The organism is Thermus thermophilus (assembly GCF_019974155.1).
In the GTDB taxonomy this organism is placed as follows: Bacteria; Deinococcota; Deinococci; order Deinococcales; family Thermaceae; genus Thermus; species Thermus thermophilus_C.
The window spans coordinates 1,400,630-1,427,084 of sequence record NZ_AP025158.1 but is presented as its reverse complement, the minus strand read 5'-3'; the positions used below and the strand labels follow the sequence as shown (position 1 = coordinate 1,427,084).

Here is a 26,455-nt window from a genome sequence, read left to right as displayed (position 1 = left end):
GCATAAAGGCGTGCCTGAGGACCACCTCCTGGAACGCCTGGAGAAGTTGGAGGGGATCGTGGAGACCACGGTGCGGGTGCTCCCGCCCTTGGTCCAGGACCTCTCCCGGCGCATTGACGGGCTACGAGAGGAGATGCAGGGCGTGGCGGCTCGCCTGGAGGCCCGCATCCAGCAGACGGAGGCCAAGCTGGAGGGCGAGATCCGGCGGGTCCGGTCCGAGCTGGAGGGGCGGATCCAACAGGCGGAGAACAGGTTGGAGGGCCAGATCCAGCGGGTCCGGTCCGAGTTGGAGGCTCGGGTCCAGCAGGTGGAGACCAAGCTGGAAGAGCGCATCCAGCAGGTGGAGACCAAGCTGGAGGGGCGTATCCAGGAAGTGGAGACCAGGCTGGAAGAGCGCATCCAGCAGGTGGAGACCAAGCTGGAGGGGCGTATCCAGGAAGTGGAGACCAGGCTGGAAGAGCGCATCCAGCAGGTGGAGACCAAGCTGGAAGGACGTATCCAGGAAGTGGAAACCAAGCTGGAAGAGCGCATCCAGCAGGTGGAGACCAAGCTGGAAGGACGTATCCAGGAAGTGGAAACCAAGCTGGAAGAGCGCATCCAGCAGGTGGAGACCAAGCTGGAGGGGCGCATCCAGCAGGTGGAAACCAGGCTGGAGGGACGCATAGAAGCCCTCCGCCAGGAAGTGAAGAGCGAGATCAATACTGCCTTCAACAAGGCCATGCTCCTCTTCGCCGCCATCGGGACGGTCTTGGCCCTGCTCTCCCTTCTCCGTTAGCCAAGTTTGGATAAAATGGGTCCATGCTCCGCTGGTGGATCCTCGCCCTGTCCCTCTTGGGCCTGGCCCTGGCCCAGGACTGGCGCCTCTACGAGAGCCGGAGCCACACCGAGGCGGGGCCGGGCCCTTGGCGCTACACCCTAAGCCCCAGGACAAAGGAGGCCCAGGAGCTTTGGCGCAGGCTTTCCGAGCAGTACCGGGACCACCTGCGGGCGGGGTACCGGGTGGACCTCGGAGGGTGGCGGGTGTACTTCCGGGGTGGGGCGCTCTGGCTTGCGTCCCACTGCCCCAAGGCGGACAACCCCGCCTGCTTCACCTTCGGGGTCCTCCCCGTGGAGAAGGCGCGGCAGGACCGCTTCCTCCTGGAGCTCGGCGCCCTCCTCGAGGAGGGCCTGGGGCGGGTCCGGGCCACGGGGGGAAGCCTCACCCTAAGCCGCCTCTTCCGGGTGGAGGTGGCCCGGGGCGCCTCGCCCCCTTACCGGGCGGCGCCTTCCGGCTGGAGGCCCTAGGCGGCCTCGAGGCTGTACAGGTAGTAGCGGGTCTCCCCCAGGACGAAGAAGGCCTCCTCCAGGGCGAGGCCCTCTATGGGGGTTTCCGGGGGGACGGAAAGGCGGAAGCCCCCCACGGCGATCCCCTCCCCGTCCACGGCCAGGGGCCCCTCGGCGAGGAGGGCGCTTTCCGCCTCGGGGTCGTTGAGGGGGGTGGCGTAGAGGCGCACCCGCTTCCCCTCGAGGCTTTTCAGGGCGTTCTTGGGGTCGGCGAAGGGGGCGCGGAAGAGGAGGCGCTCCTCCACCTCCGCCACCTCTCCCAGGAGGGCGTACCGGTCCAAAGGGAGGAGGGCCTTGCCCCGCTCCAAGAGGAGGAGGAAGCGGTCCTTGTCCTCCTCGGAGAGGAGGACGGGGGCCTTGTTCCGGCCCACCCGCTCGTCCTGGTCCAGGCGCCCCTTCTCCACAAGGGCCCGGGCGGCCTCCAGGGCCTCCTCCCGGGTGGCGTAGAGGCTATAGGGGTTGATCTTGAAGAGGAGGTCGTAGCCCCTCGGCCCCTGGACGAGCCAGGCGAGGTGGAGTTCAAAGAAGCGTCGCTTGCGCCACTCGGGGTACACGGGACGAGTATACCCGGCCTTTGTGCCTTTCGCCCTTGCCCAAAACTATCCTGGGGTATACTCTAGGCCCGGTATGGCGCTTACGGAAGAGCGGGTCCTCGAGGCCCTGCGCACCGTGATGGACCCCGAGCTCGGCAAGGACCTCGTCTCCTTGGGGATGGTGGGCGAGGTCCGGGTGGAGGAGGGGCGGGTGGACCTCCTGGTCAACCTCACCACCCCGGCCTGCCCCCTCAAGGGGCAGATTGAGGCGGACATCCGGCGCGCCCTCGCCCCCTTGGGGGCGGAGGAGGTGCGGGTGCGCTTCGGCGGGGGCGTGCGCCCCCCCGAGCGCTACGCCCTCCCCGGGGTCAAGCACGTGGTGGCCGTGGCCTCGGGCAAGGGCGGGGTGGGGAAGAGCACCGTGGCCGCCAACCTGGCCCTGGCCTTAAGCCGGGAAGGGGCCAAGGTGGGCCTTTTGGACGCCGACCTCTACGGGCCGAGCCAGGCGAAGATGTTCGGCCTCGAGGGCATGCGCCTCAAGGTGGACGGGGACCGCAGGATCCTCCCCTTGGAAGCCCACGGGATCAAGGTCCTCTCCATCGCCAACATCGTCCCCCCGGGGCAGGCCTTGGCCTGGCGGGGGCCCATCCTCCACGGCACCCTGAAGCAGTTCCTCCAGGACGTCAACTGGGGGGAGCTGGACTACCTGGTGGTGGACCTTCCCCCGGGGACGGGGGACGTGCAGCTGAGCCTTTCCCAGCTCACCCAGGTCTCGGGCGGGGTCATCGTCACCACGCCCCAGGAGGTGGCCCTCATGGACGCCGAGCGGGCGGCGGACATGTTCCGGAAGCTCCAGGTCCCGGTCCTCGGCGTCCTGGAGAACATGAGCGCCTTCCTCTGCCCCCACTGCGGCAAGCCCACCCCCATCTTCGGGGAGGGGGGCGGGAGGCGCCTGGCGGAAAGGCTTAAGGCCCGCTTCCTGGGGGAGGTCCCCCTCACCCTGGCCTTGCGGGAGAGCGGGGACCGGGGCGTGCCCATCCTGGCGCAGGACCCCGAGGGCCTCGAGGCCCAGGCCTTCTTAAAGGCGGCCCGGGAGCTCGCCGCCGCCTTGAGCGTGAGGACCTTCCTCCCCCTCCCCATGGCCTGAACCATGGTCCTCCTGGAAGGCACCAAGGAACGGGTTCTGGAGCTCCTCAGGGCCAGGCCCCGCACCGCCAAGGAGGTGGCGGAGGCCTTGGGGGTGAGCCGCACCGCCGCCCAGAAGCACCTCCAGGACCTGGAGGAGCGGGGCCTCGCCGCCTCGGAGGTGCGGAAATGCCCCGGGCGGGGGAGGCCCTACCGGGTCTGGCGGGCCCTGGACCCTGAGGCCCCCTACGCCGCCCTCTGCGGGGACGTGCTCAAGGGCCTGGAGGCCGCCTTGGGGCGGGAGGGGGTGGTGCGGGTCCTGTTGGAGCGGAACCGGGCCCTCCTCGCCCCCTTGGGCCTCGAGGGGCTCCCCGTGCGGGCGCGGCTTGAGCGCCTCGCGGCCTTCCTGCGGGAAAGGGGGTACGAGGCGGAGGTGGTGGAGGAGGAGGGGGCCCTCTACCTCTGCCAGCGCCGATGTCCCAAGCTCGCCCTCTCCAAGGAGCACGAGGCCCTGTGCGAAAGCGAGCTTCTGGCCTACGAGGAGGCCTTGGGCCTCCCCCTGGCGCGGGAGGAGCGGATCGCCGAGGGGGGGAGGTGCTGCCGCTACCGGGTGAAGCCGGTATCCTGAGGCGTGTGGGTTTACCGGCTTAAGGGCACCCTCGAGGCCTTGGACCCCATCCTCCCCGGGCTCTTTGACCGGGGGGCGCGGGGGCTTTGGGAGCGGGAGGGGGAGGTCTGGGCCTTCTTCCCCGCCCCCCTGGACCTCCCCTACGGGGGGGTGTGGGAGGAGGTGGGCGACGAGGACTGGCTCGAGGCCTGGCGGCGCGACCTCAAGCCCGCCCTGGCCCCGCCCTTCGTGGTCCTCGCCCCCTGGCACACCTGGGAGGGGCCGGAGGTCCCCTTGGTCATTGAGCCCGGCATGGCCTTCGGCACCGGGCACCACGAGACCACCCGCCTCGCCCTGAAGGCCCTCGCCCGCCACCTCCGCCCCGGGGACAGGGTCCTGGACCTGGGCACGGGAAGCGGCGTCCTCGCCATCGCCGCCGCCAAGCTCGGGGGGGAAGCCCTGGGGGTGGACATAGACCCCACGGTCCTTCCCCAGGCGGAGGCGAACGCGCGAAGGAACGGGGTCCAGGTGCGCTTTTTGGAGGGAAGCCTCGAGGCCGCCCTTCCCTTCGGCCCCTTTGGCCTCCTGGTGGCGAACCTCTACGCCGAGCTCCACGAGGCCTTCGCCCCCCGCTACCGGGAGGCCCTCGCCCCCGGGGGAAAGGCCCTCCTCACGGGGATCCTCCAGGAGAAGGCCCCCCTGGTGCGGCGGGCCATGGAGGAGGCGGGGTTTCGCCCCCTGGAGGAGGAGGCCGAGGGGGAGTGGGTCCTCCTCGCCTACGGGAGGTAGCGTGCGCCCCCACCGCGCCTATAGCCCCGGCCTCACGGGGGTCCTCCCCTTGCGGGAAAGCCGCCACCTGGTGGAGGTCCTAAGGGCCCGGGTGGGGGACCGCTTCACCGTCTTTGACGGGGAGCGGGAGGCCCTGGCCGAGGTGGTGGACCTGGGCCCCCCCGTGCGCTACCGCGTCCTGGAGGAGCGGAGGCCCGAGAGGGAGGTGGGGGTGGAGGTGGTCCTCTACGTGGCCCTCCTCAAGGGGGACAAGCTCGCCGAGGTGGTGCGGGCCGCCACGGAGCTCGGGGCCACCCGGGTCCAGCCCCTCGTCACCCGCCACTCCGTGCCCAAGGAGATGGGGGAGGGGAAGCTCAGGCGGCTTAGGGCGGTGGCCCTCGAGGCGGCCAAGCAGTCGGGGCGGGTGGTGGTTCCCGAGGTCCTCCCCCCCATCCCCCTGAAGGCGGTCCCCCAGGTGCCCCAGGGCCTCGTGGCCCACGTGGGGGCCACCGCCCGGGTGCGGGAGGTCCTGGACCCGGGAAAGCCCCTCGCCCTCGCCGTGGGGCCCGAGGGGGGGTTCGCCGAGGAGGAGGTGGCCCTCTTGGAGGCCCGGGGCTTCACCCCCGTGACCCTGGGGCGGCGCATCCTCCGGGCGGAGACCGCCGCCCTCGCCCTCCTCGCCCTCTGCACCGCCGGGGAGGGAAGGTGAGGCTTCTCCTCCTCCTCCTTCTCCCCCTCCTCGCCGCCTGCCGCTACACCTTCTTGCCCCTGGACCCCGGGAAGCCCCCTCCCCCGGAGCGGCCTTTCCTCGTGGCCCGGCTTCTTCCCGAGGGGGAGGGGGCCAGGCTCCTCCTTAGGGTGGAGCGCCTGCCCCGCCCCGGCTACCTCCACCTCAAGTGGTTCCGGGAAGAGGCCCTCCTCCAGGAAAGGGCCCTCTTCCTGGAGGGCCCCGGGACCTACGAGGCCCGCTTTCCCCTGGGGGAGGGGTACCACCGCCTGGTGGGCCTCTGGGAGGGAAGGCCCCTCTTCCAGCTGGACCTCGGCGCCCCGGGCCTACCGGACCCCGAGGAGGTAGAGGACCAGGGGGACGGTGAGGAAGGCCAGAAAGGTGGAGACCACCACGCTCCGGGCCACCCTTAGGGCGTCCCCCCCGAACTCCCGGGCGAGGAGGAAGGCGTTCACCGCCACCGGGGTGGCGGACTGGAGGACGAGGACCTGGTGCTCCAAGGGGGGAAGGTCCAGGAGGAGTCCCACCCCGTAGGCGAGAAGGGGGGCGAAAAGGAGCCTCAGGGCGCTCGCCGCCCCCTCAAAGGGGCCGAGGAGGAACCGGGTCTTTCCCATCTGCATCCCCAGGGTGAGGAGGAGGACGGGGATGGCCGCCTGGCCCATGAGCCGTACCCCCTCGTCCAGCCGGAAGGGGAGGACCACCCCCAGGGCCTTGAGGAGAAGGCCCAGGAAGAGGGCGTAGAAGAGGGGGAGGCGCAGGGTGAAGAGGAGGCCTTCCTTCAGGCCCCCTCCCCGGAGGAAGGCGGGTCCCAGGCCGAACATGACCACGCTGGAGAGGAGGAAGTAGACCACGGCCCGCCGCAGGCCCTCCTCCCCCAGGGCGAAGTAGACCAGGGAGAGGCCCATGTTGCCGGAGTTGGGGAAGAGGCCGCAGACGAGGAGGGTTTTGGTGGTTTCCCCGGAGAGGCCGAAGAGCCTCCCCGCCCCCCGGACGAGGAGGAAGAGGAGGAGGTAGGTGAGGGCGAAGCCCAGGGTGAGCCCCCAAAGCCCCTCCCGGGTGTACTCCGCCCGGTACATGCTGTCCAAGATGAGGGCGGGCACCAGGACGTAGAGGGTGAGGCGGCTTAGAGTGGAGAGGTCCATCTCCAGCCGCTTCCCCAGGAGGTAGCCGGAGAGGACCACCAGGGCCACGGGGACCACGGTGTTGAGAAGGGCCTGCATGTGGGGCATTCTAAGGGTATGCCTTCCTACCTGGCCCTGGCCGAGGCCATCAAGGGGGTGCTCTTGCGGGGGGCTGAGGCCCCGAGGCGGCAGGTGCTTCCCATCCCCGGGGGCCAGTTCCTGGTGATGCCCGCCGCCGACCAGGACCTGGCCTTGTGCAAGCTGGTGACGGTGGAGCCGGGGAAGACTCCCTCGGTCCAGGCGGAGGTGTGGGTGAGGCGGCTAAAGGACGGCCAGGTCTTCCACCTCCCCGGGGAGGAGCTCACCAAGAGGCGCACCGCCGCCCTCTCCCTCCTGGCCGCCCGGGAGCTCGCCACCAGGCGGGAGGGGGCTTTGCTGGTGGTGGGCCCCGGTGTCCAGGGGGAGGCCCATCTCGAGGCCTTCGCCGAGGGCTTTCCCCTCACCCGGGTCCTGGTGCGGGGGAGGGGGCGGGAAAGGGTGGAGGCCTTCTTGGCCAAAGCCCGCTCCTTAGGCCTTCCCGCCGAGGAGTGGAAGGGGGAGGCGGTCCCCGAGGACGTGGCCTTCCTGGTCACCGCCACCCCAAGCCCCACCCCTGTCCTCCCCGAGAGGGTGCCCGAGGGGGTGTTCCTGGCCGCGGTGGGCTCCTTCCGCCCGGGGATGCGGGAGGTGCCCGAGGCCCTGGTGCGGGAGGCCGCCCTTTACTGCGACACGGAGGACGCCCTCCTCGAGGCGGGGGAGCTGCAAGGGGTGGACCGGCCCGTGGTCCCCCTGCGGGAGGCCCTTCTGGGGCGGCGGAGCGAAGGGCGCTTTGTCCTCTTCAAGAGCGTGGGGCACGCCCTCTTTGACCTGGCCGCGGCCCGGGCCTATCTGGGGCTATAGGGCCCTGGGGCCACGCCTCCGCTGTGCTAGAGGACGGGACGGAGAAGAACCTCGCCCGCTTCTACCAGATCGCCCAGGAGATTTGGAACCAGCTTCCTCCCAAAGCCTGCTTCCGCCCTCTGGAGGACGGAAAGGTTTTGGCCCGTCACGCGGACCTTATGGCCTTCTGAACGGAGGAGCTCGTCCAGGGGTTTTACGACACCCTCTAATGCATAGACACCTAGCCCCTCCAGGGTGAGGGGCCTCCTTGCGCCCTTCCCCTGGGCCTGGGAGGATGGGGCCATGCTCGAGGCCCGCTACCTGGAGGGGCTCCCCTACGAGGGGCTCCTCCCCCGCCTCTGGAGGAACCGGGACCAGGTGGAGGCCTTCTACGCGGGGCTTCCTCCCCTCGCACCGCTTCCAAGAGCCCAAAGGGCCCTCGCCCTGGTGGAGGACTGGTGCCCGGACTCCGTCCAGGCCATCCCCGTCCTCGCCCGGCTTCCCCTCGAGGTCCGCTTCTTCTTCCGGGACGAGAACCCCGACCTCGCCGAGGCCTACGCCAAGGAAGGGAAGCGCATCGTCCCCACCGTGGTCTTCCTGGACGAGGCCTATGGGGAGCTCGCCCGCTGGCACGGGCCCCCCGAGGCGGCCCGGGCCTTCCTGCGGGAGAAGAAGGCGGAGGGGCTTTCCCCGAAGGCCCTCCTCCTCGCCTACCACGGGGCCTTTCCCCGCTTCGCCGAGGCCATGCTCGCCGAGTGGCGGGCCCTCCTTTCCCCTTAGGCGAACGGTGTAGCTCTCCTCAGGCTACACCTTTCCACGCTTCCACGGCCGGGGCCAGAGTGGGGGCATGGCGAAGCGCGTCTACTTGCTCTCCGAGGCCCGGGGGCTTTCCCGGGACCTCCTGGGCGGCAAGGGCCATGGCCTTGCGGAGATGGCGGGGGCGGGCCTGCCCGTCCCCCCGGCCTTCATCGTCACCACGGAGGCCTGCCGCCAGTACCTGAAGGCGGGGGAGGTGCCGGGGCTTTGGGAGGAGGTACGGGTGGGGATGGCGGCCCTCGAGGGCCTAACGGGCAAGCGCTTTGGCCAAGGGGAGGGGAAGGCCCCTCCCCTCCTCGTTTCCGTGCGGAGCGGGGCCCCGGTCTCCATGCCCGGGATGATGGACACCGTGCTCAACCTCGGCCTCACCCTGGAGGGGGTGGAGGCCCTCTCCCGGGCCACGGGCAACCCCCGCTTCGCCTGGGACAGCTTCCGCAGGCTCCTCGCCATGTACGGGGAGGTGGTCTTGGGGGAGGGGCCCGAGGTCTTTGAGGGGATGCTCTCCGCCCTCAAGGCGGAAAGGGGAGTGGAGACGGACGCGGCCCTTGGGCCCGAGGACCTGGAGGAGCTGGCCTACCGCTACCTCCGCCACCTCGAGGCCCGCGGCACCCCCTTCCCCCTGGACCCCTGGGCCCAGCTCCGAGGGGCCATAGAGGCCGTCTTCAGAAGCTGGCTGAACCCCAGGGCCAGGACCTACCGCCGCATCTACGGCATCCCCGAGGACCTGGGCACGGCGGTGGTGGTCCAGGCCATGGTCTTCGGCAACCTGGGGGAGGACTCGGGCACCGGGGTGGGCTTCACCCGCAACCCCGCCACCGGGGAGAGGGGCCTCTACGGGGAGTACCTGAGGAACGCCCAGGGGGAGGACGTGGTGGCGGGCCTCCGCACCCCCGAGCCCTTGGCCCGCCTAAAGGACTACGCCCCCGAGCTCTACCGGGAACTCCTGCAGGTGGCGGAGAAGCTGGAGCGGCACTTCCGGGACATGCAGGACTTTGAGTTCACCGTGGAGCGGGGAAGGCTTTTCCTCCTCCAGACCCGCTCGGGCAAGCGCACGGCCCAGGCGGCGGTGCGGATCGCCGTGGAGATGGCCGAGGAGGGGCTCATCTCCCGGGAGGAGGCGGTCATGAGGGTGGAGGCCAACGCCCTCCCCGGCCTCCTCCGGCCCAGCGTGGACCGGGACAAGGCCCCAAAGCCCTTCCTCAAGGGCCTCCCCGCAAGCCCCGGGGCCGCGGTGGGCCACGCCGCCTTCACCAACGAGGCCGTGGAGCGCTTCCACGCCCAGGGGCTTCCCGCCATTCTGGTGCGCCCCGAGACCACCCCCGAGGACATCACCGGGATGTACCTCGCCAAGGGGATCCTCACCGCCCGGGGCGGCCTCACCTCCCACGCGGCGGTGGTGGCCCGGGGCCTTGGGGTGCCCGCGGTGGTGGGGGCGGAGGCCCTTAGGGTCTTCCCCGAGGAGGGCCGGGCCCTGGCGGAAGGGGTGGAGATCCGGGAGGGGGACCTCCTCACCCTGGACGGGGGCACGGGGGAGGTGTACCTGGGGGCGGTGCCCCTGGTGGAGGCCGCGGGGGAGGCCCTTTTGGAAAAGCTCCTCGCCTGGGCCGAGCCCCATCGGCGCCTCGGGGTCAGGGCCAACGCCGACACCCCCGAGGACGCCCGAAGGGCCAGGGCCTTCGGGGCCGAGGGCATCGGCCTTTGCCGCACGGAGCACATGTTCTTCCAGGAAGAGCGCCTCCCCTGGGTGCGCCGCCTCATCCTGGCGGAGACCCCCGAGGAGGAGGCCGAGGCCCTGGAGCGCCTCTTCCACTTCCAGAAGGAGGACTTCAAGGGGATCCTCCTCGCCATGGACGGCCTCCCCGTCACGGTGCGCCTTCTGGACCCGCCGCTTCACGAGTTCCTCCCCCCCCTGGAGGAGCTCGCCCGCCGGGCCGAGGAGGGGGACGAGGAGGCGGGGCGCCTCCTCAAGCGGGCGGAGGCCCTAAAGGAGGCGAACCCTATGCTCGGCTTCCGGGGGGTGAGGCTCCTCCTCCTCAGGCCCGCCGTCTTCCGCATGCAGCTTAGGGCCCTCCTCGAGGCCGCCAGGGAGCTCAAGGAGGCGGGGCACGACCCCAGGCCCGAGGTCATGGTCCCCCTGGTGGCCGACCCCAAGGAGGTGGAAAGGGCGCGGACCCTCGCCGAGGAGCTCTTCCGGGAGTACGGCCCCATCCCCTTCGGCACCATGGTGGAAACCCCCCGGGCCGCCCTCCTCGCCGCCGAGATCGCCCCCCTGGTGGACTTCTTCAGCTTCGGCACCAACGACCTCACCCAGATGGCCTTCGGCCTCTCCCGGGACGACGCGGGGAAGTTCCTGCCCCGGTACGTGGAGGAGGGGCTTTTCCCCTTTGACCCCACGGAGCGCCTGGACGAGAAGGGGGTGGGGCGGCTTCTCAGGATGGCGGCGGAGGAGGGGAGGCGGGCGAACCCCAGGCTCAAGCTCGGCCTCTGCGGGGAGCACGGGGGGGAGGCGGGGAGCGTCCGCTTCGTGGCGGACCTCTTGGACTACACCTCGGCGAGCCCCTTCCGGGTCCTCACCGCCCGCCTCGCCGCCGCCCAGGCGGGGCTTTCCCGGGCCCTGAAGCCCGCCTAGAGCCGCACCACCACCTTCCCCGTGTGCCCCCGGTCCAGGAGGGCCCGGAAGGCGGCCTCCGCCTCGGCGAAGGGGAAGACGGGGCCCACCACGGGCCTAAGCTCCCGCCCAAGCCTGGGGAGGAGGAAGCCCAGGGCCTCCTCCACCAGGGCGGCCTCCCGCAGGAGGGGGGTGAGCCAGAAGCCAAAGACGGCCAGGTTGCGGCGCATGAGGCGGAGGGGCGGGATGGGGGCCACCTCCCCCTCGGCGGCCCCGATGTAGACGAGCCTCCCCCCGTGGGCGAGGAGGCCGAGGCTTTCCTCCACCTCCTTGCCCCGCACCTCCAGCACCAGGTCCAGCCCGCCCCAGGCCTTGGCCCTTTCCGGCACCTCGGGGTAGGTCGCGGCCTCCTCGGCCCCCAGGGCGAGGGGGAGGGCGAGCTTCTCGGGCCTCGAGGCCGCGGCCAAGACCCGGAGGCCCATGGCCCGGGCCACCTGGACCGCCGCCGTCCCCAAGGCCCCCGCCGCCGCCTGGACCAGGACCTTTTCCCCGGGCCGGGCCTGGGCCCGCTTCAGGGCCAGGTAGGCGGTGAGGAAGGAGACGGGGAAGGCGGCGGCCTCCTCGGGGGAGAGGCCCTCGGGCAGGGGGAGGAGGGCCCCCTTGGGGACGGCGACCCGCTCGGCGAGGCCGCCTTGGGGGAGGAGGGCGGCGTAGCGCCTTCCCTCCGCCACCCCCACCACCTCCATCCCCGGGACGAAGGGGGGGTGGAGCCGGGTGAGGTAGGCCCCGAGGCGCATCAGGTGGTCGGCGAAGTTGAGGCCCACCGCCTCCACCCGAAGGACCGCCTCCCCCTCCTTGGCCTCGGGCTCGGGCAGTTCCGTTAGCTCCAGGGGGCCGCCAAGCCGCTTTAGCACCCAGGCCTTCATGGGGGGAGTCTACCCCTTCGTGCGCCCGGGCGGAGAGGGTGGCCCCACATACTTTAAGAAATAAAGCCCTGGCCTACCCTTAGGCCATGGAGCTTGGGCTTTACACCTTTGGCGAGCGCACCTTGGACCCCGACCTCGGCCGCCCCCCCACGGCCGAGGAGCGGCTTAGGCGCCTTCTGGAGGAGGCGGAGCTGGCGGAAGGGGTGGGGCTTGGGGTCTACGCCGTGGGGGAGCACCACCGGGAGGAGTACGTGGTCTCGGCCCCGGCGGTGGTCCTCGCCGCCATCGCCACCCGCACCCGGAGGATCCGCCTCTCCAGCGCCGTGGTGGTCCTCTCCTCCGACGACCCCATCCGCGTCTTCCAGCAGTTCGCCACCCTGGACCTCCTCTCGGGGGGAAGGGCGGAGCTTTGGGTGGGCCGGGGCTCCTTCGTGGAGTCCTTCCCCCTCTTCGGCTACAACCTCGAGGACTACGAGGCCCTCTTTGAGGAGAAGCTCGCCCTCCTCCTCAAGCTCCGGGAGGAGGAAAAGGTCTTCTGGCCCGGGGGGCGGTTCACCAAGCCCATCCCCGGTCTCGGGGTCTACCCCAGGCCCAAGCAGAACCCCCTGCCCCTTTGGGTGGCGGCGGGGGGAAGCCCGGAGTCGGCGGTGCGGGCGGGCAGGCTCGGGCTTCCCCTGGTCCTCGGCATCATCGCCGGAAGCCCCAAGCGCTTCCTCCCCTTCGTGGAGCTTTACCGCAAGACCGCTCGGGAGCACGGCCACACCCCGAGGCTCGCCCTCGCGGCCCACGGCTTTCTCGCCGAGGACGACGAGGAGGCCTTCCGCTTGGCCCTTCCCGCCTTCCTCCGGGTGATGAACAAGATCGGGCGGGAAAGGGGGTGGCGGCCCCTCACCCCGGAGTACTTCGCCTGGTCCAGGACCCTCGAGGGGGCCGACTTCATCGGCGACCCCGAGCGGGTGGCGGAGAAGGTCCTCTACTGGCACGAGCTCTTCCGGCCGGAAAGGCTTCTCCTGCAGCTTTCCGTGGGCACCCTGCCCCACGCCCGGGTGCTCAGGGCCATTGAGCTTTTGGGCACCGAGGTCCTGCCCCGGGTGGAGCGGGCCCTCAGACCCCCCGCCGGAGGATAGGCCAAAGCTCTGGGCGGACGAGCTCCGGGGGCGGGGCCTTTCCCTCCCGGAGGAGGGCCCGGACCTTGGTCATGCTGATGGGCGTGCGCTTCTCCCGGTGGCCCTCGGGGCAGGTCCTCTCCGAGGCGATGCCGCCACACAAGGGGCAGTGGAAGACCGCCCCCACCTTGACGATCTCAATCCCCAAGGGGGGAAGCTGGTCAAAGATGCGGTGGGCGGCGTAGGGGTCGTAGAAGTCCCCCACCCCGGCGTGGTCCCGGCCCACCAGGAAGTGGGTGGCCCCGAAGTTCTTGCGCACCAGGGCGTGGAAGACCGCCTCCTTGGGCCCGGCGTAGCGCATGGGGGTGGCGAGGCCGAAAAAGGCCACCCGCTCCTGGGGAAGGAAGTCCCTGATCAGGGCCCGGTAGGCCTCCACGATGACCTCCGTGGGGAAGTCGTCTGGCTTCTTGCTCCCGAGGATGGGGTGGACCAGGACCCCGTCGGCAAGCTCCAGGCCGAGCCTTATGAGGTACTCGTGGGCCCGGTGGGGGGCGTTGCGCGTCTGGAAGGCCACCACCTTCTGCCAGCCCCTTTCCCGGAAGAAGGCCCGCACCTCCTCCGGGGTCTTCTCCAGGGGGGTGCGGGGCCTGGGCTTTAGGACCTCCACCCGGCCCGCCAGGGCGTAGGGGCCCTTGCCGTAGAGCCGGGCCACCCCGGGGTGGGCCTCGCTTTCCGTGCCGAAGACGGCCCGGGCGAGGGCCTTTAGGTCCAGCTCGTAGGCCTCGGCCACGTGGAGGAGGGCGACCCGTTCCCCCCTGTGGAGGAGGGCCACGGTGTCCCCCGGGCCTACCTTGGGCTTTTCCCGGAACTGGAGGAGGAGGGGGATCGTCCAGACCTCCCCCGTGGGAAGGCGCATCTCGTGGGCCACGCTTAGGGCCTCCTCCCGGGTCATGAAGCCCTTGACGGGGAGGAAGGCCCCCGTGGCCAGGTTCTCCAGGTCCAGCCTCTCGTCCTCGCCGATCTCCAAAGCGGGAAGGGTTTCCACCACGGCTAACCTCCCAGGGCCAAAGCGTCCACAGGCGCTTCCTTCTCGGCGAACACGCGCACCACCTCGCCCAGGATCCAAAGGGCGGGGGCCTCCACGGCCACCTTTCCTCCGGCCACCTCCTCGAGGGCGGCGAGGACGCGGCGCTCCTTCGGGGTGGAGGCCCGCTCCACGAAGAGGGTGGGCTCCAGGGGGTTTCGCCCCAGGCGGAGGAGCTCCTTGGCGATCCAGACCCTCCGCTTCACCCCCATGAGGACCACCAGGGTGGGGACCTGGGCGAAGGGCCTGAGGTCCGGATAGCCTCCCCCCTCCAAGACCCCCGAGACCGCGGCGAAGCCGTGGGCGAGGCCCCGGTGGGTGAGGGGAAGCCCGGAGGCGAGGAGGCTCGTCACCCCGGGGACGACCTCCACGGGGACGCCGTGCCGGAGGAGGAAAAGCACCTCCTCCCCGCCCCGGCCGAAGACCATGGGATCTCCCCCTTTGAGGCGGACCACGAAGGGGTGGGCCCGGGCGTAGCGGAGGAGGAGGCGGTGGATCGCCTCTTGTTTTGCGCTTTCCCCTTCTTCCTTGCCCACGTAGACCTTTTCCCCGGGGGCGAGGGCGAGGACCCTCTCGTCCACGAGCCGGTCGTAGAGGACCACGGGGGCCTCCTTGAGGAGGCGGTAGGCCTTGAGGGTCAAAAGCTCCGGGTCCCCGGGGCCCGCCCCCACCAGGTAGACCCTACCCATGGACCACCCCCCGGTAGATGAGCTGGCCTCCGACGAAGAGGAGCCAGAGGAGGAGGGCGAGCCTTAAGGGCTCCTTGGGAAGCCGGGTGGCGAAGAGGGCCCCGAGAAGCCCCCCCGCCACCCCGCCCGAGGCCAGGGCGAGGAGAAGGCCTGGGGCCACCTGGCCGAAGGCGAGGTGGACCCCGCCCCCCAGGAGGGCGAGGACGAGGCCGAAGAGGAGGTCGGTGCCCACCACCTTCTGGGGGGGAAAGCCGGGTGGCGTGGAGGAGGAGAAGGGTCCCCAAGGCCCCGGCCCCCGCGGAGGAGAAGCCCACCTCGAGGCCGATGCCGAAGGCCGCCGGGGGGAGAAGCCAAGGCCTTTCCCTCCCTCGTCCGACCCCCTTCAGGCCCCGCCAAAGCCCAAGCCCCGCCGAGAGGACCACGGTGAGGCCCACGAGAAGGAGGACGAGGTCCTTCGCCCCCTTGAGCTGCGTGAGGAGGAGGCTTCCCAGAAGCACCCCCGGGACTCCGCCCAAAAGGAGCCGGAAAAGCGCCCTGGGGTCCACCTGCCCCTTGAGGAGGTAGACCCCTCCCGCGGGGATCTTCACCAGGAAGCCGAAGAGGAGGGCCGTGCCCACGGCCACCTCCGGGGGAAGCCCCAGGGCGAGGATGAGGAGGGGCGCCGTAACCGTCCCCGCCCCCACCCCCGTGACCCCGATGGCGAAGGCGATGAGAAAGCCCAGAAGAAAGGCCATCTACCCCTCCTTGCCGTGCAGGTGGATGCCGCACTCCAGCTTGCCCTTTCCCGCCCAGCGGCCCGAGCGGGGGTCCGAGGGGTCTAAGGGCTTCGCCGTGCAGGGGGCGCAGCCGATGGAGAGGTAGCCCTGGTCGTAGAGGGGAAGGTAGGGGAGGTCCTGCACGGCCAGGTAGGCGAAGACCTCCTTAAACGTCCAGTCGTAGAGGGGGTTGACCTTCTTCAGGCGGTGGCCCGAGGGGAGGACAGCCTCTTCCAAGGGCTGGAGGTGGGCGCGGGTGGGGGACTGCTCCCGCCTAAGCCCCGTGAACCAGGTATCGTAGGCCTCCAGCGCGGCGAAGAGGGGCTCCACCTTGCGGAGGGCGCAGCAGCGGCCGGGGTCGGTCTCGTAGAGCCTGCCGTAGCGGGCTTCCTGCTCCTCCCGCGAGAGGCTTGGGGTGAGGTTGAGGAGGCGGAAGCCGAGCTTTTTTTGCAGCTCGTCCCGGTAGGCGTAGACCTCGGGGAAGTGGTAGCCCGTGTCCAGGAAGAGGACGGGGATCTCGGGCTTTTCCTTGAGGAGGAGGTGGAGGACCACCACGTCCTCCGCCTGGAAGCTGCAGGTGAAGCAGGGGTTTCGGCTTTGGGCCAGGGCTTCTTGGATCAGGCTTCGGGCCGCCTTCACCTTGTCCATGCCGCCACCTCCTTTAGGGCCTCCTCGGCCTTTTCCTTGGCCCTCCCTAGGCCCTCCCTGGGGTCTAGGTCCAGCTCCTCCAGGGCCTGGTCCACGATGCGGTACCAGAGGCGCTTCCTTTCCTCAAAGCTCGGGATTTGGGCGATCCTGGGCCTCAGGGTGCGGAGGAAGGCCACGAGCTCCCCGTAGGCCTCGGGGAAAAGCCCCGCCAGGCGCTCCTTGAGCCGCACGGCGAGGGCGGGGGCGGCCCCCGAGGTGGAGAGGGCCACCAAGAGCTCCCCGCGCCGGAGGACGGCGGGGAGGATGGCGCTGGCGTTTTGGGGGTCGTCCACGGCCACGAGGAAGACGCCCCTCCGGTCGGCCTCCGCCTTGACCTTGGGGTGGATGGCCTTGTCCTTGGGGTGGCTCACCACCAGGAAGTGGCCTTCCAGGTCCCCTTCCCGGTACGCCCGCTTAAGCCAGCGGATCTTGCCTTCCCGTTCCAGCGCTTCCAGGCCGAAGGCGTCCTCTTCGGCGAGGACGGTGACGCGCGCCCCCGCCTCGAGGAGGGCCTTGAGCTTCATGGGGGTCTCGGGCCCCCCGGCGATGAGGAGGACGGGGCGGCCCTTTAGGTCCAGCATCAGGGGGAAGTAGGTCACGCCACCTCCTTTTGCAGGGCGCGTTTGAAGCCCTGAAGCAGGCTTCCCAGCCGCTCGGCCTCGTCCACGTAGAAGGGCTTGACCCCCCACTCCCTTAGGGCGTCGGCGGTGACCCGGCCCACGGCGAGGGCCTTGACCCGGGTGTTGAGGGCTTCCCTCAGGGCCTCGGGGTCCTTCGCCCCCTCAAAGAGGAACTCCACCTGAATGGCGGCCACGAAGGCGAGGGCGTCCACCTCCCCTCCGAGGACGGCCTCCTCGAGGCGGAGGAGGCCCTCGGGGTTCGGGAGGTGGCGGTAGGGCAGGAGGGGGAGGACCCGGTAGCCCCGTTCCGCCAGGGCGTTTTCCAGGAAGGGGAGGGGCTTCCCGTAAAGCTGGAGGGCGGCCACGCCTCCTCCTTGGGGAAGGAGGGGGAGGAGGCTTGGGGAGGTGCCGTCCCCCACGGCGTGGGGGGGAAGGCCCGCCTCCTTTAGGGCCCGCGCCGCCTTGGCCCCCCGGGCCAGGCGGAGGGCCCCCTCCAGGGGCCTTTTCAGGTCCAGACCCAGGGTTTCTCCCGCCTGAAGGAGGTCCCTCACCCCCACCCCGGTGGTGGCCAGGAAGAGGTCCACCCCTTGGGCGAGGGCCCGGACCTGGTCCCGGTACTCGGGGACGGGGACCTTCTCCGTGGCCTGGACGGGAAAGAGGAGGGGGGTGAAGCCGAGCTTCTCCGCCAGGGCTTTAAACGCGTCCTTTCGCCTGAGTCCCGCGTAGGCCACGCGCACGGCGTCCTCCTTTAAACGGCGCACTCCCCGCGCCCAAGCTGCACGCTGAAGGCCTCTCCTTCCGCCCCCAGGTCCTGGTAGAACTCGGGGGCCTCCTCGTAGGGGGGGACCTCCTGGAGGTCCTGGAGGAGGGGCTTGAAGGAGGCCGCCCCCACCCGGTCCAGGTAGGCCTGGAAGCTTTCCCCGTTTTGCCTTTCCTCCAGGTAGCGCTTGAGGATCCTCTCCACCGCCTCGGGGACCCGCCTCGCCGGGATCCTCCCCACCACCTGCCCGAAGCGGGCCTCCCCCTCCCGGGTCCTCCCGCCCAGGAGGAGGACGTAGTGGGGCACCTCCCTCTCTCCCACCTTGCGGCTTGAGCCGTAGAAGCCGATGTCGGCGATGTGGTGCTGGCCGCAGGAGTTGGGGCAGCCGGAGATCTTGACGCCGATGGCCTTGGCCCCCGGGTCCTGGGCCAGGGGGAGGGCGGAGAGGTGGGCCTCGAGGGCCTGGGCGAGCCCCCGGGAGCGGGTGATGGCCAGGTTGCAGGTGTCGGCCCCGGGGCAGCGGGTGATGTCCAGGAGGGTGTGGGCCTCAGGCCAGGCGAGCCCCGCCTCCAAAAGGGCCTCGTAAAGCCCTCCCAGGGCCTCCTCGGGGACGAAGCGGAGGAGGAGGTTCTGGCTGATGGCGCTCCGGACCTCGGCGGCGTAGGTCTCGGCGATGGCCGCCAGGGCCCTGAGCCCCTCCGGGGTGATGTCCCCCAAGGGGAGGCGGACGGTGACGGTGTAGAAGCCTTCCTGCTTCTGCTTAAAGAGGTTGGTGCGCCGCCAGGCGTCAAAGCCGGGGGCAAAGGAGAAGGGCTTTTTGGGCGGGCTGGGAAGCCTTGGAGGCTCGGGCTCTGGAGGCGGGGCCCAGGCCTTAAGGTCTTCCCCCGTGGCCGTGAGCTTGACGAGGCGCCTCTCCTCCCGCACCGCCTCCCGGAAGGCGGCGATCCCCCACTTCTTCACCAGGAACTTGAGCCGGGCCTGGGTCAAGACCTTGCGGTTCCCGTAGCGGTCAAAGAGGCGGACGATGGCCAGCATGGTGGGGAGGAGGTCCTCCTCGGGGGTGAAGGGCTCCAAAAGCTCGGCGCTCATGGGGGCGGCCCCTAAGCCCCCGCCCACGTAGACGCGGAAGCCCCGTTTTCCCCCTTCCAAAGCCGCCACCACCCCGATGTCGTGGATGGGGGTGCGGGCGTGGTCCGTGGCGCACCCCTCAAAGGCGATCTTGAACTTCCGGGGGAGGTTCTGCCCCACGGGGTGGCGGAGGAAGTAGCGGTAGGCGGCCTCGGCGTAGGGGGTCACGTCAAAGGGTTCCTCGGGGGAGACCCCGGCGTAGGGACAGCAGGTGATGGCCCGGATGGAGTGGCCGCAGGCCTCGCGGGTGGTGAGGCCCACGGCGTTCACCGCCCTCAGGACCTTGGGCACGTCCCGGCGGTGGACGTGGTGGAGCTGGACCGCCTGGCGGGTGGTCACGTGGGCCAGGCGGTTTTCCGCATAGCCCTCGGCCACGTCCGCGAGAACCCTGAGGCCCTCGGGGGTGATCCGCCCCACGGGGAGCTTGATGCGGATCATGTGGTGCTCGGGGCGGCCCCGGATGCCGTAGATGCCGTTTTTGAGCCGGAAGACCCGGAAGTCCTCGGGGTCTTCCTCCCCGGCCTCGAGGCGGGCGATCATGGCCTCCAGGTACCGGATCTCCGCCTCCGCCGCCGGGTCCAGGCGCGCGCCGCTGAACCTTTCCACAGGCCCTGCCATCCCTCACCTCCAACTCCGACCCCCGGTCCAGGGGGTTGGTGGGAATGGTATACCATTGAGCACATGAAAGTCAAGAGTATAAGGCCCCCTGGCGAGGCCGACGGCGGTGAGGAGGGCCCTCAGGAGCAGCGCCCCTGCCGCCCGGGGGCGGGAGGGCCCGCCGTGCGCCGTCCCCTAGGGCAGCGGCGTGGACGCTGAGTGTGGCCTCTGAGCTCTCATCACTTTGAGGGCTGGGGCTTGACAAGGGAAGAGAAGAGGGGGGTAAGTAAGGTGTGCCGCCCACCACCCCCCTTTCCCAAGTTATCACCCTCTGGGTCCATAAGGTCTTCGCCTCCCTCAGGAAAACCATCCGCTCCAACCTCGCCCTCTTCCTGTCCACCCTCCTCACTACCCCCCTGGACCCCACCCTCTCCGACCTCGCCCGCAGAACCCCCCTCCCCACCCTGGCCCAAAGCCGCCTCAATCGCCTCTGGCGCTTCCTCCATCACCCCACCCTGCAAGACCCCTGGGCCCTCACCGAAGCCCTCCTCCCCCTCCTCGTCCCTCGTTTCCCCAAAGACCGCCCCCTCCCCCTCATCGTGGACTGGACCTTCACAGAGGACGGTAGGCACCAAGCCCTGGTGGCCGCCCTTCCCCTCAAGGGAAGGGCCCTGGTGGTGGCCTTCGCTCTTCACCCCCTCTCCCCTTTCCCCAGTCAAAACCGGGTGGAGGAGGAGTTCCTCCACCGCCTGGGCCGCGCCGTCCAGGACCTGGGATATACCCCCCTCTTCCTCCTGGACCGCGGCTTTGACCGGGTCTCCCTGATGCGAAAGCTCCAGGGGTGGGGCATGGGCTTCCTCATCCGCCTGCGGCAGAACCGGGAGGTGGAACCCCAAGGGGGGAAGCGCCTTCCCCTGAAGGAGGGCTACCAGCGTGTGGTCCACCCCCTGCGGGAGGAGGTCCGCCTTTTCGGACACGGTGGGGAGGGGGTAGAAGTCACCCTCCTGGTGTACCCAGGGGGTCGGGATCCCTGGTATCTGGCCTATTCGGGCCCTTTTGGGGGGGAGCCGCCCTATGGGTGGCGGATGTGGATTGAAGAGGGGTTTAGGGACCTGAAGGGGCAGGGGTTTGGGCTGGACCGCCATCGGCTGCGGACGGGGGCGAGCCTCAGGGGGTGGTTATGGCTTCTGGCCTTGGGGATGGCGCTCTTGGTCCTTCTGGGGGCGCGCTTGCAGGGCAGGGAATGGCTTCCCCGGCTTCTGGCCCATCCCGAGCGGCAAAGCCTCTTCCGTCTGGGCCGGATCGCCCTGGCCCAGGGGCCCCCGCCTTGGAGGGAAGCAGTGGTGGAGGAGCTGGTCAGGTTGCTTCAGGAACTGGGGGGAGGAAAGTGATGAGAGCTCAGGTGTGGCCTGGCTTGCCTTCCCAGGTTCGGGGCGTGCTATAGTGGGGGGGCAGGCTAGGGGTGCCCGAATGGAAGGGCTGAGAGCTGGGTTTCTCCCAGCAACCCTTGGAACCTGATCCGGGTAATGCCGGCGGAGGGAAGCCTATGCGGAAGACCCGAATCCCCCAAAACCTAGCCCCCTTCGGGCCGCGTGGCCCTTTCCCGCTGGCCTAGGGGGGGTGAAAGGTTGCTCGGAAGGCTCTACCTGGTGGTGACCCCAAGGCCCGGTTGGACCTTTGCGGAGACCCTGGACCGCACGGAAAGGGCTTTGGCGGGCGGCGTGGAGGTCGTGCAGCTCAGGGCCAAGGACTGGGAGGCGCGGCCTACTTTGGAGCTCGGGGAAAGGATGCTCGCCCTCGCCCGGCGCCACGGGGTGCCCTTCTTCCTGAACGACCGCCCCGACCTCGCCGCCCTCCTGGGGGCGGACGGGGTGCACCTGGGGCAGGGTGACCTCACCCCCGAGGAGGCGCGGCGCTTTTTCCGCGGGATGGTGGGCCGCTCCACCCACGCCCCCGAGCAGGCCCTGCGGGCCCTGGAGGAGGGGGTGGACTACCTCTCCGTGGGCCCCGTGTGGGAGACCCCCACGAAGCCGGGCAGGCCCGCGGCGGGGCTCGCCTACGTGCGCTGGGCGGCGGAGAACCTGGGGGAGAAGCCCTGGTACGCCATCGGGGGGATTGACCTGGGGAACCTGGACCAGGTCCTAGAGGCCGGGGCCAGGCGCATCGTGGTGGTCCGGGCCATCCTGGACGCCCCTGACCCCGAGCGGGCGGCCCGCGCCCTTAGGGAGAGGCTTTATGGTGTGGCTTAACGGGGAGCCCAAGCCCTTGGAGGGAAAGACCCTCAAGGAGGTCTTGGAGGAGCTCGGCGTGGAGCTTAAGGGGGTCGCCGTCCTCCTCAACGAGGAGGCCTTCTTGGGCCTCGAGGTCCCGGACCGCCCCTTGCGGGACGGGGACGTGGTGGAGGTGGTGGCCCTGATGCAGGGGGGCTAGCATGGACACCTGGAAGGTGGGTCCCGTAGAGCTCAAAAGCCGCCTCCTCCTGGGAAGCGGCAAGTACAAGGACTTCGGGGTGATGCGGGAGGCCATCGCCGCCGCGGGGGCCGAGGTGGTGACGGTCTCCGTGAGGCGGGTGGAGCTCAAGGCCCCGGGGCACGTGGGGCTTCTGGAGGCTTTGGAGGGGGTTAGGCTTCTCCCCAACACCGCCGGGGCCCGCACGGCCGAGGAGGCGGTGCGCCTCGCCCGGCTGGGCCGCCTCCTCACCGGGGAGAGGTGGGTGAAGCTCGAGGTCATCCCCGACCCCACCTACCTCCTCCCCGATCCCCTGGAGACCCTGAAGGCGGCGGAGAGGCTTTTGGAGGAGGATTTCCTCGTCCTCCCCTACATGGGGCCGGACCTCGTCCTCGCCAAAAGGCTCGCCGCCCTGGGCACGGCCACGGTGATGCCCCTCGCCGCCCCCATCGGCTCGGGCTGGGGGGTGCGGACGAGGGCCCTTCTGGAGCTTTTCGCCCGGGAGAAGGCAAACCTTCCCCCGGTGGTGGTGGACGCGGGGCTCGGCCTCCCCTCCCACGCGGCGGAGGTGATGGAGCTCGGCCTGGACGCCGTCTTGGTGAACACCGCCATCGCCGAGGCCCAAGACCCCCCCGCCATGGCCGAGGCCTTCCGGCTTGCGGTGGAGGCGGGGAGGAAGGCCTACCTCGCGGGGCCCATGCGGCCTAGGGAGGCGGCAAGCCCCTCTAGCCCGGTGGAGGGGGTGCCTCTTACCCCGACCGGGCCCCAGTAGGAGGAGCCATGAGGGCGGAGGTGGCCGTGGTGGGGGCGGGGATCATCGGGGCCCTCGCCGCCTACGAGCTCGCCAAGCGGGGGGTGGCCGTGGCCCTCCTGGACGCGGAGAGGCCCGGGGCCGCCACCTTCGCGAGCGCGGGGATGCTCGCCCCTTACCCCGAGGGGCTTTCGGGGGAGCTTCTGGAGGCGGGGCTATACGGCCTTGCCCGCTACCCCGAGCTCCTCGCCGAGCTTAAGGAAAGGGGCCTCGAGGTGGAGGCGGCCTTTTCCGGCACCTGGGTGGCGGCCCTCACCCCCTCGGAAAAGGAGGCCTGGGAGGCGGAGGCCCCTTCCCCCTACCCGGTCCGGGGGGCCTTGGGGGCGAGGCGCTTCCCCGGGGGGTTCGTCCACCCCAGGAGGCTTCGCGAGGCCCTCCTCCAGGCCTTCCAGGACCTAGGGGGCACCTACCTCCGGGCCGAGGTGGAGGGGGTGGAGGGGGGGAGGGTCTATTGGGGGGAAGGGGCCCTTAGGGCCCGCTTCGTCCTCCTCTCCGTGGGGGCCTGGGGGGGGAGGTTCGGCCTAAGGGTCAGGCCCCTCAAGGGGGAGGCGTTGCTCCTCGAGGGCGAGGCCCCGCCCGGGCCCCTTTTCGCCGGGGAGGGGTACCTCCTCTCCCGGGAGGGCGGGGTCTACGTGGGGGCCACGCAGAGGGAGGGGTGGGAAGAGGGGGTGGACCTCTTCGGCCTCAGGTGGCTTGCGGACTACGCCCACGAGCGCTTTCCCCTCTTGGAAGGGGCCCGCTTTAGGGGGGTGGTCTTCGGGTATAGACCCGTGGGGGAGCTCTTCGTGGGCGAGGTGGGGGAAGGCGTGTACGCGGCGGTGGGGCACGGGAGGAACGGGGTCCTCCTCGCCCCTTGGACGGCAAAGAGGCTCTTAGGGCTTTTGGGGGTGGAAGATGACGCAGCTTGAGGCGGCAAGGAAAGGGAAGATCACCGAGGAGATGGCCTACGTGGCCGAGAAGGAGGGGGTTTCCCCCGAGTTCGTGCGGGAAGGGGTGGCGGCAGGCCGGATCGTCATCCCCAGGAACCCCAACCACACGACCCTCACCGACTTCAAGGGGATCGGGGAGGGGCTTTCCGTCAAGGTGAACGCCAACCTGGGCACCTCCTACGACTACGTGGACGTGGAGGAGGAGGTGGAGAAGGCCAGGGTGGCCATCCGGTACGGGGCGGACACCCTCATGGACCTCTCCACCGGGGGAGACCTCAAGGCCATCCGCAAGCGGATCCTGGAGGTGGCCACCGTCCCCTTGGGCACCGTGCCCATCTACGAGGCGGAGTTTCGGGCGGCTAGGCGCAAGAACTTCTTTGACATGTCGGCGGACGAGCTCTTCCAGGTGATTGAGGAGCACGGCAAGGAGGGGGTGGACTACATCACCGTGCACGTGGGGGTGACCCTGAAGAACCTCGAGGTCTACCGGAATAGCCCCCGCACCACGGGCATCGTGAGCCGGGGCGGGGGGCTCATGGCCGCCTGGATGCTCCACCGCGGCGAGGAAAACCCCCTCTACGCCCGCTTTGACGACCTTCTGGACATCGCCCGCACCTACGACATGACCCTCTCCCTGGGGGATGGCCTGAGGCCAGGCTCCCTCGCCGACAGCACCGACCGGGCCCAGATCGCAGAGCTTTTAACCATCGGCGAGCTCGTGGAAAGGGCCAGGCGGGCCGGGGTCCAGGCCATGGTGGAAGGCCCCGGGCACATTCCCTTGAACGAGGTGGCGGCCAACGTCCAGATCCAGAAGAAGCTCACGGGGCACGCCCCCTTCTACATCCTGGGGATGCTTCCCGTGGACACCGCCGCGGGGTTTGACCACATCGCCGGGGCCATCGGCGGGGCCTTGGCGGGGTGGTGGGGTGCGGACATGCTCTGCTACCTCACCCCGGCGGAGCACCTGGGCCTGCCCACCCCTGAGCACGTGAAGCAAGGGGTGATCGCCTTTAAGATCGCCGCCCACGCCGCCGACGTGGCCCGGGGGAACAAAAGGGCCCTGGAGAGGAACCGGAGGATGTCCGAGGCCCGCTACCGGTTGGACTGGGAGGGCCAGTTCGCCCTCGCCCTCTTCCCCGAGGAGGCGAGGCGCCTCAAGGAGGAACGGGGTTCCAAGACCAAGGCCTGCAGCATGTGCGGCCCCTTCTGCCCCATGAACCTGGTGGAGGCGGTGCTCAAGGGGAAGGGGCGGATGGAGCTTCCGGTGGCCTGAGGCCATGGACGCCCTCGCCCGTCTGGAACGCCTGCCCTTGGGGAGGCCCCACCTTAGGCTCCTCTTCCTCCTCGGGTTCGGCTGGGCCCTGGACGCCATGGACGTGGGGCTCATCAGCTTCACCCTGCCCGCCCTTTCCCGGGAGTTCGGCCTGGACCCGGTGGGGGCGGGGCTTTTGGGGAGCGTGGGGCTTCTGGGGATGCTCTTTGGGGCCCTCCTCGGGGGAAGGCTCGCCGACCGGTTCGGCCGGAAGGCGGTGGTGGGGTATAGCCTCTTCCTCGCCGGGCTGGGAAGCCTCCTCACCGCTCTGGCCCCAAGCCTCCCTTGGGTTTTCGTTTTCCGCTTCTTCACGGGGCTTGGGCTAGGAGCGGAGCTTCCCGTGGCGGCAAGTCTCATGGGGGAGTTTAGCCCCAAGGCCCACCGGGGGCGGATGGTGGTCCTCCTCGAGGCCTTCTGGGCCGTGGGGTGGCTCCTCGCCGCCCTCATGGGCTACCTCCTGGTGCCCGCTTTCGGCTGGCGGGCCGCCTTCCTCGCCGGGGCCCTTCCCGCCCTTTACGCCGCCTACCTGAGGCTTTCCCTCCCTGAGTCCCCCCGCTGGCTCGTGGCCCGGGGCCGGGAGGCGGAGGCGGAGGCCCTGGTGGCCTCCTGGGAGCGGGCCTTTCCCGGGCCCCTGCCCGAGCCTCGCCCCGAGCCCGCCCCGCGCCCCCTCCCCTACGGGGCCCTCTTCCGCCCGCCCCTCCTCCGGCGCACCCTCTTCCTCGCCCTCGCCTGGTTCGCCCTGAACGCGGGCTACTACGGGGCCTTCATCTGGCTCCCCTCCCTCCTCGTGGCCCAGGGCTACACCCTGGTGCGCTCCTTGGAGTACGTCCTCCTCATCACCTTGGCCCAGGTGCCGGGCTACCTCGCGGCGGCCTTCTTGGTGGAGCGCTGGGGGAGGCGGCCCGTGCTCGTGGGGTTTTTGGGCCTTTCCGCCCTCTTCGCCTGGCTCCTCTCCCGGGCTTCCTCCCCGGGGGAGGTGCTCCTTTTCGGGGCCCTTCTCTCCTTCTTCAACCTGGGGGCCTGGGGGGCGGTCTACGCCTACACCCCGGAGCTCTTCCCCACGGCGCTTAGGGGAAGCGGGGCGGGCTTCGTGGCGGCGGTGGGCCGGGTGGGGGGGATCCTCGCCCCCTACGCCACCGGGGCCCTCCTCCCCCTTTTGGGTCCGGGCGGGGTCTTGGCCCTCCACGGGGGGCTTCTTCTCCTCGCCGGGGTCTTCGCCTTCGCCGTGGGGGTGGAGACCCGGGGGAAGCCCTTGGAGGAAGCATGAGGGTGGCCCTCACCATCGCGGGCTCCGACTCGGGGGGCGGGGCGGGGGTGCAGGCGGACCTCAAGGTCTTCTTCCGCTTCGGGGTCTACGGGACGAGCGCCCTCACCCTGGTCACCGCCCAGAACACCCTGGGGGTGCAGCGGGTGCACCTCCTTCCCCCCGAGGTGGTCTACGCCCAGATAAAAAGCGTGGCCCAGGACTTCCCCCTTCACGCCGCCAAGACGGGGGCCTTGGGGGACGCGGCCATCGTGGAGGCCGTGGCCGAGGCGGTGGGGCGCTTCGGGGTCCGGCCCTTGGTGGTGGACCCGGTGATGGTGGCGAAAAGCGGGGACCCCCTCCTCGCCCCGGAGGCGGTGGCCGCCCTCAAGGAGAGGCTTTTCCCCCTGGCGGCCCTCATTACCCCGAACCGCCTCGAGGCCGAAGCCCTCCTGGGGCATTCCATCCGCACCCTGGAGGAGGCGGAGGAGGCCGCCAAGGCCCTCCTCGCCCTAGGCCCCGAGGCCGTCCTCCTTAAGGGGGGACATCTGGAGGGGGAAAGGGCGGTGGACCTTTTGGCCACTCGGGAAGGGGTCTTGCGCTTCTCTGCCCCCCGGGTCCAAACCCGCAACACCCACGGCACCGGTTGCACCCTCTCCGCCGCCATCGCCGCCCTCCTCGCCAAGGGAAGGCCCTTGGCGGAGGCGGTGGCCGAGGCCAAGGCTTACCTCACCCGGGCCCTGAAGACGGCGCCTTCCCTGGGCCAGGGCCACGGGCCTTTGGACCACTGGGCCTAGGCGGAGTGCGCCACGGT

29 protein-coding genes, 1 pseudogene and 1 riboswitch are annotated in these 26,455 nt (G+C 70.4%); of the genes and pseudogenes, 20 read left to right on the top strand and 10 right to left on the bottom strand.

Going from position 1 to position 26,455, the window contains the following annotated elements; translation table 11 throughout:
- Positions 1–10: 10 nt before the first annotated feature.
- Both TthTMY_RS07670 and TthTMY_RS07665 read left to right on the top strand, forming a co-directional pair.
- The gene (locus TthTMY_RS07670; RefSeq protein WP_096410841.1) at positions 11–775 is read left to right on the top strand and encodes an ATP-binding protein; all 765 of its coding nucleotides are present in this window, start codon (positions 11–13) and stop codon (positions 773–775) included.
- A 23-nt stretch (positions 776–798) separates the two neighbouring features.
- Positions 799–1,284, top strand: a complete 486-nt coding sequence (locus TthTMY_RS07665) for a hypothetical protein (RefSeq protein WP_096410840.1) — start codon at positions 799–801, stop codon at positions 1,282–1,284.
- Here the strand turns inward: TthTMY_RS07665 and TthTMY_RS07660 are convergent.
- Complete coding sequence (locus TthTMY_RS07660) at positions 1,281–1,877, bottom strand: hypothetical protein (protein WP_096410839.1); 597 nt, start codon at positions 1,875–1,877, stop codon at positions 1,281–1,283. The genes TthTMY_RS07665 and TthTMY_RS07660 overlap by 4 nt on opposite strands.
- Positions 1,878–1,950: 73 nt before the next feature.
- Between TthTMY_RS07660 and TthTMY_RS07655 the strand changes: the two genes are divergently transcribed.
- From TthTMY_RS07655 to TthTMY_RS07635, 5 genes are read left to right on the top strand one after another with little or no spacing between them, the layout of a single operon-like run.
- A complete protein-coding gene (locus TthTMY_RS07655; RefSeq protein WP_223903146.1) occupies positions 1,951–3,003 on the top strand; it encodes an Mrp/NBP35 family ATP-binding protein in 1,053 nt (350 codons plus the stop codon).
- Positions 3,004–3,006: 3 nt separating this feature from the next.
- Positions 3,007–3,609: a helix-turn-helix transcriptional regulator gene (locus tag TthTMY_RS07650; protein WP_011172747.1), complete on the top strand. Its 603-nt coding sequence runs from the start codon at positions 3,007–3,009 to the stop codon at positions 3,607–3,609.
- Between the two features lie 3 nt (positions 3,610–3,612).
- Entirely contained in the window at positions 3,613–4,377 is a 765-nt protein-coding gene (locus TthTMY_RS07645) for a 50S ribosomal protein L11 methyltransferase (RefSeq protein WP_096410838.1), read from the top strand.
- 1 nt (position 4,378) lies between these two features.
- The gene (locus tag TthTMY_RS07640) at positions 4,379–5,065 is read left to right on the top strand and encodes a 16S rRNA (uracil(1498)-N(3))-methyltransferase (protein WP_096410837.1); all 687 of its coding nucleotides are present in this window, start codon (positions 4,379–4,381) and stop codon (positions 5,063–5,065) included.
- On the top strand, positions 5,062–5,496 hold the full coding sequence (locus tag TthTMY_RS07635) for a hypothetical protein (RefSeq protein WP_096410836.1): 435 nt from the start codon (positions 5,062–5,064) through the stop codon (positions 5,494–5,496). Before TthTMY_RS07640 ends, TthTMY_RS07635 begins: the two co-directional genes overlap by 4 nt.
- Here TthTMY_RS07635 and TthTMY_RS07630 read toward each other — a convergent pair.
- Positions 5,410–6,312 (bottom strand): AEC family transporter, encoded by a 903-nt coding sequence (locus TthTMY_RS07630; protein WP_223903145.1) that lies wholly within the window; start codon positions 6,310–6,312, stop codon positions 5,410–5,412. The two genes, TthTMY_RS07635 and TthTMY_RS07630, sit on opposite strands and share 87 nt — an antisense overlap.
- Positions 6,313–6,321: 9 nt before the next feature.
- On the opposite strand from TthTMY_RS07630, the gene TthTMY_RS07625 reads away from it, so the two are divergent.
- The 4 genes from TthTMY_RS07625 (at position 6,322) to ppdK (ending at position 10,567) form a co-directional block, all read left to right on the top strand.
- The gene (locus TthTMY_RS07625; RefSeq protein ID WP_096410835.1) at positions 6,322–7,143 is read left to right on the top strand and encodes an ornithine cyclodeaminase; all 822 of its coding nucleotides are present in this window, start codon (positions 6,322–6,324) and stop codon (positions 7,141–7,143) included.
- Between the two features lie 23 nt (positions 7,144–7,166).
- Entirely contained in the window at positions 7,167–7,313 is a 147-nt protein-coding gene (locus TthTMY_RS07620) for a hypothetical protein (protein ID WP_157745773.1), read from the top strand.
- A 112-nt stretch (positions 7,314–7,425) separates the two neighbouring features.
- A complete protein-coding gene (locus tag TthTMY_RS07615; protein WP_096412965.1) occupies positions 7,426–7,902 on the top strand; it encodes a thioredoxin family protein in 477 nt (158 codons plus the stop codon).
- A gap of 67 nt (positions 7,903–7,969) precedes the next feature.
- The gene (gene ppdK, locus TthTMY_RS07610; protein ID WP_223903143.1) at positions 7,970–10,567 is read left to right on the top strand and encodes a pyruvate, phosphate dikinase; all 2,598 of its coding nucleotides are present in this window, start codon (positions 7,970–7,972) and stop codon (positions 10,565–10,567) included.
- Here ppdK and TthTMY_RS07605 read toward each other — a convergent pair.
- On the bottom strand, positions 10,564–11,472 hold the full coding sequence (locus TthTMY_RS07605) for an NADPH:quinone oxidoreductase family protein (protein ID WP_096410834.1): 909 nt from the start codon (positions 11,470–11,472) through the stop codon (positions 10,564–10,566). The genes ppdK and TthTMY_RS07605 overlap by 4 nt on opposite strands.
- An 86-nt stretch (positions 11,473–11,558) precedes the next feature.
- Between TthTMY_RS07605 and TthTMY_RS07600 the strand changes: the two genes are divergently transcribed.
- Positions 11,559–12,599 (top strand): Atu2307/SP_0267 family LLM class monooxygenase, encoded by a 1,041-nt coding sequence (locus TthTMY_RS07600; RefSeq protein WP_096410833.1) that lies wholly within the window; start codon positions 11,559–11,561, stop codon positions 12,597–12,599.
- Here TthTMY_RS07600 and TthTMY_RS07595 read toward each other — a convergent pair.
- From TthTMY_RS07595 to TthTMY_RS07565, 7 genes and pseudogenes are all read right to left on the bottom strand, one after another.
- On the bottom strand, positions 12,577–13,626 hold the full coding sequence (locus TthTMY_RS07595) for a sulfate adenylyltransferase (RefSeq protein ID WP_096410832.1): 1,050 nt from the start codon (positions 13,624–13,626) through the stop codon (positions 12,577–12,579). The genes TthTMY_RS07600 and TthTMY_RS07595 overlap by 23 nt on opposite strands.
- Positions 13,627–13,628: 2 nt before the next feature.
- The gene (cobA, locus tag TthTMY_RS07590) at positions 13,629–14,351 is read right to left on the bottom strand and encodes a uroporphyrinogen-III C-methyltransferase (RefSeq protein ID WP_096410831.1); all 723 of its coding nucleotides are present in this window, start codon (positions 14,349–14,351) and stop codon (positions 13,629–13,631) included.
- Positions 14,344–15,085 (bottom strand): annotated as a pseudogene (locus TthTMY_RS07585) (TSUP family transporter). The gene cobA and the pseudogene TthTMY_RS07585 overlap by 8 nt, the downstream one beginning before the upstream one ends.
- Positions 15,086–15,754 (bottom strand): phosphoadenylyl-sulfate reductase, encoded by a 669-nt coding sequence (locus tag TthTMY_RS07580; RefSeq protein WP_096410830.1) that lies wholly within the window; start codon positions 15,752–15,754, stop codon positions 15,086–15,088. It lies immediately after the preceding pseudogene.
- Positions 15,742–16,392: a precorrin-2 dehydrogenase/sirohydrochlorin ferrochelatase family protein gene (locus TthTMY_RS07575; RefSeq protein WP_096410829.1), complete on the bottom strand. Its 651-nt coding sequence runs from the start codon at positions 16,390–16,392 to the stop codon at positions 15,742–15,744. The genes TthTMY_RS07580 and TthTMY_RS07575 overlap by 13 nt, the downstream gene beginning before the upstream one ends.
- Positions 16,389–17,150 carry a uroporphyrinogen-III synthase gene (locus tag TthTMY_RS07570; protein ID WP_096410828.1) on the bottom strand — a complete coding sequence of 254 codons (762 nt, stop codon included), beginning with the start codon at positions 17,148–17,150 and terminating at the stop codon, positions 16,389–16,391. The genes TthTMY_RS07575 and TthTMY_RS07570 overlap by 4 nt, the downstream gene beginning before the upstream one ends.
- 11 nt (positions 17,151–17,161) lie before the next feature.
- On the bottom strand, positions 17,162–18,919 hold the full coding sequence (locus TthTMY_RS07565) for a nitrite/sulfite reductase (RefSeq protein WP_093006797.1): 1,758 nt from the start codon (positions 18,917–18,919) through the stop codon (positions 17,162–17,164).
- A 272-nt stretch (positions 18,920–19,191) separates the two neighbouring features.
- On the opposite strand from TthTMY_RS07565, the gene TthTMY_RS07560 reads away from it, so the two are divergent.
- The 8 genes from TthTMY_RS07560 (at position 19,192) to thiD (ending at position 26,438) form a co-directional block, all read left to right on the top strand.
- Positions 19,192–20,289 carry an IS4 family transposase gene (locus TthTMY_RS07560; protein ID WP_096410490.1) on the top strand — a complete coding sequence of 366 codons (1,098 nt, stop codon included), beginning with the start codon at positions 19,192–19,194 and terminating at the stop codon, positions 20,287–20,289.
- 57 nt (positions 20,290–20,346) lie between these two features.
- Positions 20,347–20,456: riboswitch (TPP riboswitch) on the top strand.
- 70 nt (positions 20,457–20,526) lie between these two features.
- Positions 20,527–21,147, top strand: coding sequence for a thiamine phosphate synthase (gene thiE, locus TthTMY_RS07555; RefSeq protein WP_096410827.1), 621 nt, complete (start codon positions 20,527–20,529; stop codon positions 21,145–21,147).
- Positions 21,134–21,328, top strand: coding sequence for a sulfur carrier protein ThiS (gene thiS / locus TthTMY_RS07550; RefSeq protein WP_096410826.1), 195 nt, complete (start codon positions 21,134–21,136; stop codon positions 21,326–21,328). The genes thiE and thiS overlap by 14 nt, the downstream gene beginning before the upstream one ends.
- A 1-nt stretch (position 21,329) precedes the next feature.
- Positions 21,330–22,118, top strand: a complete 789-nt coding sequence (locus TthTMY_RS07545; RefSeq protein WP_096410825.1) for a thiazole synthase — start codon at positions 21,330–21,332, stop codon at positions 22,116–22,118.
- 8 nt (positions 22,119–22,126) lie between these two features.
- Positions 22,127–23,065, top strand: a complete 939-nt coding sequence (locus TthTMY_RS07540; RefSeq protein ID WP_096410824.1) for an NAD(P)/FAD-dependent oxidoreductase — start codon at positions 22,127–22,129, stop codon at positions 23,063–23,065.
- Positions 23,052–24,359, top strand: a complete 1,308-nt coding sequence (gene thiC, locus TthTMY_RS07535; RefSeq protein ID WP_096410823.1) for a phosphomethylpyrimidine synthase ThiC — start codon at positions 23,052–23,054, stop codon at positions 24,357–24,359. Before TthTMY_RS07540 ends, thiC begins: the two co-directional genes overlap by 14 nt.
- A 4-nt stretch (positions 24,360–24,363) precedes the next feature.
- Positions 24,364–25,665: an MFS transporter gene (locus TthTMY_RS07530; RefSeq protein ID WP_096410822.1), complete on the top strand. Its 1,302-nt coding sequence runs from the start codon at positions 24,364–24,366 to the stop codon at positions 25,663–25,665.
- On the top strand, positions 25,662–26,438 hold the full coding sequence (gene thiD, locus TthTMY_RS07525) for a bifunctional hydroxymethylpyrimidine kinase/phosphomethylpyrimidine kinase (RefSeq protein ID WP_096410821.1): 777 nt from the start codon (positions 25,662–25,664) through the stop codon (positions 26,436–26,438). Before TthTMY_RS07530 ends, thiD begins: the two co-directional genes overlap by 4 nt.
- Positions 26,439–26,455: the final 17 nt, after the last annotated feature.

What these genes read in the sequence shown, in the direction of transcription:
- TthTMY_RS07665 (WP_096410840.1), top strand. Translation starts at nt 799, where the DNA reads ATGCTCCGCTGGTGGATCCTCGCCCTGTCCCTCTTGGGCCTGGCCCTG.
- TthTMY_RS07655 (WP_223903146.1), top strand. Translation starts at nt 1,951, where the DNA reads ATGGCGCTTACGGAAGAGCGGGTCCTCGAGGCCCTGCGCACCGTGATG.
- TthTMY_RS07650 (WP_011172747.1), top strand. Translation starts at nt 3,007, where the DNA reads ATGGTCCTCCTGGAAGGCACCAAGGAACGGGTTCTGGAGCTCCTCAGG.
- TthTMY_RS07630 (WP_223903145.1), bottom strand. Translation starts at nt 6,312, where the DNA reads ATGCCCCACATGCAGGCCCTTCTCAACACCGTGGTCCCCGTGGCCCTG.
- TthTMY_RS07625 (WP_096410835.1), top strand. Translation starts at nt 6,322, where the DNA reads ATGCCTTCCTACCTGGCCCTGGCCGAGGCCATCAAGGGGGTGCTCTTG.
- TthTMY_RS07615 (WP_096412965.1), top strand. Translation starts at nt 7,426, where the DNA reads ATGCTCGAGGCCCGCTACCTGGAGGGGCTCCCCTACGAGGGGCTCCTC.
- ppdK (WP_223903143.1), top strand. Translation starts at nt 7,970, where the DNA reads ATGGCGAAGCGCGTCTACTTGCTCTCCGAGGCCCGGGGGCTTTCCCGG.
- TthTMY_RS07605 (WP_096410834.1), bottom strand. Translation starts at nt 11,472, where the DNA reads ATGAAGGCCTGGGTGCTAAAGCGGCTTGGCGGCCCCCTGGAGCTAACG.
- TthTMY_RS07600 (WP_096410833.1), top strand. Translation starts at nt 11,559, where the DNA reads ATGGAGCTTGGGCTTTACACCTTTGGCGAGCGCACCTTGGACCCCGAC.
- cobA (WP_096410831.1), bottom strand. Translation starts at nt 14,351, where the DNA reads ATGGGTAGGGTCTACCTGGTGGGGGCGGGCCCCGGGGACCCGGAGCTT.
- TthTMY_RS07580 (WP_096410830.1), bottom strand. Translation starts at nt 15,754, where the DNA reads ATGGACAAGGTGAAGGCGGCCCGAAGCCTGATCCAAGAAGCCCTGGCC.
- TthTMY_RS07565 (WP_093006797.1), bottom strand. Translation starts at nt 18,919, where the DNA reads ATGGCAGGGCCTGTGGAAAGGTTCAGCGGCGCGCGCCTGGACCCGGCG.
- thiS (WP_096410826.1), top strand. Translation starts at nt 21,134, where the DNA reads ATGGTGTGGCTTAACGGGGAGCCCAAGCCCTTGGAGGGAAAGACCCTC.
- TthTMY_RS07545 (WP_096410825.1), top strand. Translation starts at nt 21,330, where the DNA reads ATGGACACCTGGAAGGTGGGTCCCGTAGAGCTCAAAAGCCGCCTCCTC.
- TthTMY_RS07540 (WP_096410824.1), top strand. Translation starts at nt 22,127, where the DNA reads ATGAGGGCGGAGGTGGCCGTGGTGGGGGCGGGGATCATCGGGGCCCTC.
- thiC (WP_096410823.1), top strand. Translation starts at nt 23,052, where the DNA reads ATGACGCAGCTTGAGGCGGCAAGGAAAGGGAAGATCACCGAGGAGATG.
- TthTMY_RS07530 (WP_096410822.1), top strand. Translation starts at nt 24,364, where the DNA reads ATGGACGCCCTCGCCCGTCTGGAACGCCTGCCCTTGGGGAGGCCCCAC.
- thiD (WP_096410821.1), top strand. Translation starts at nt 25,662, where the DNA reads ATGAGGGTGGCCCTCACCATCGCGGGCTCCGACTCGGGGGGCGGGGCG.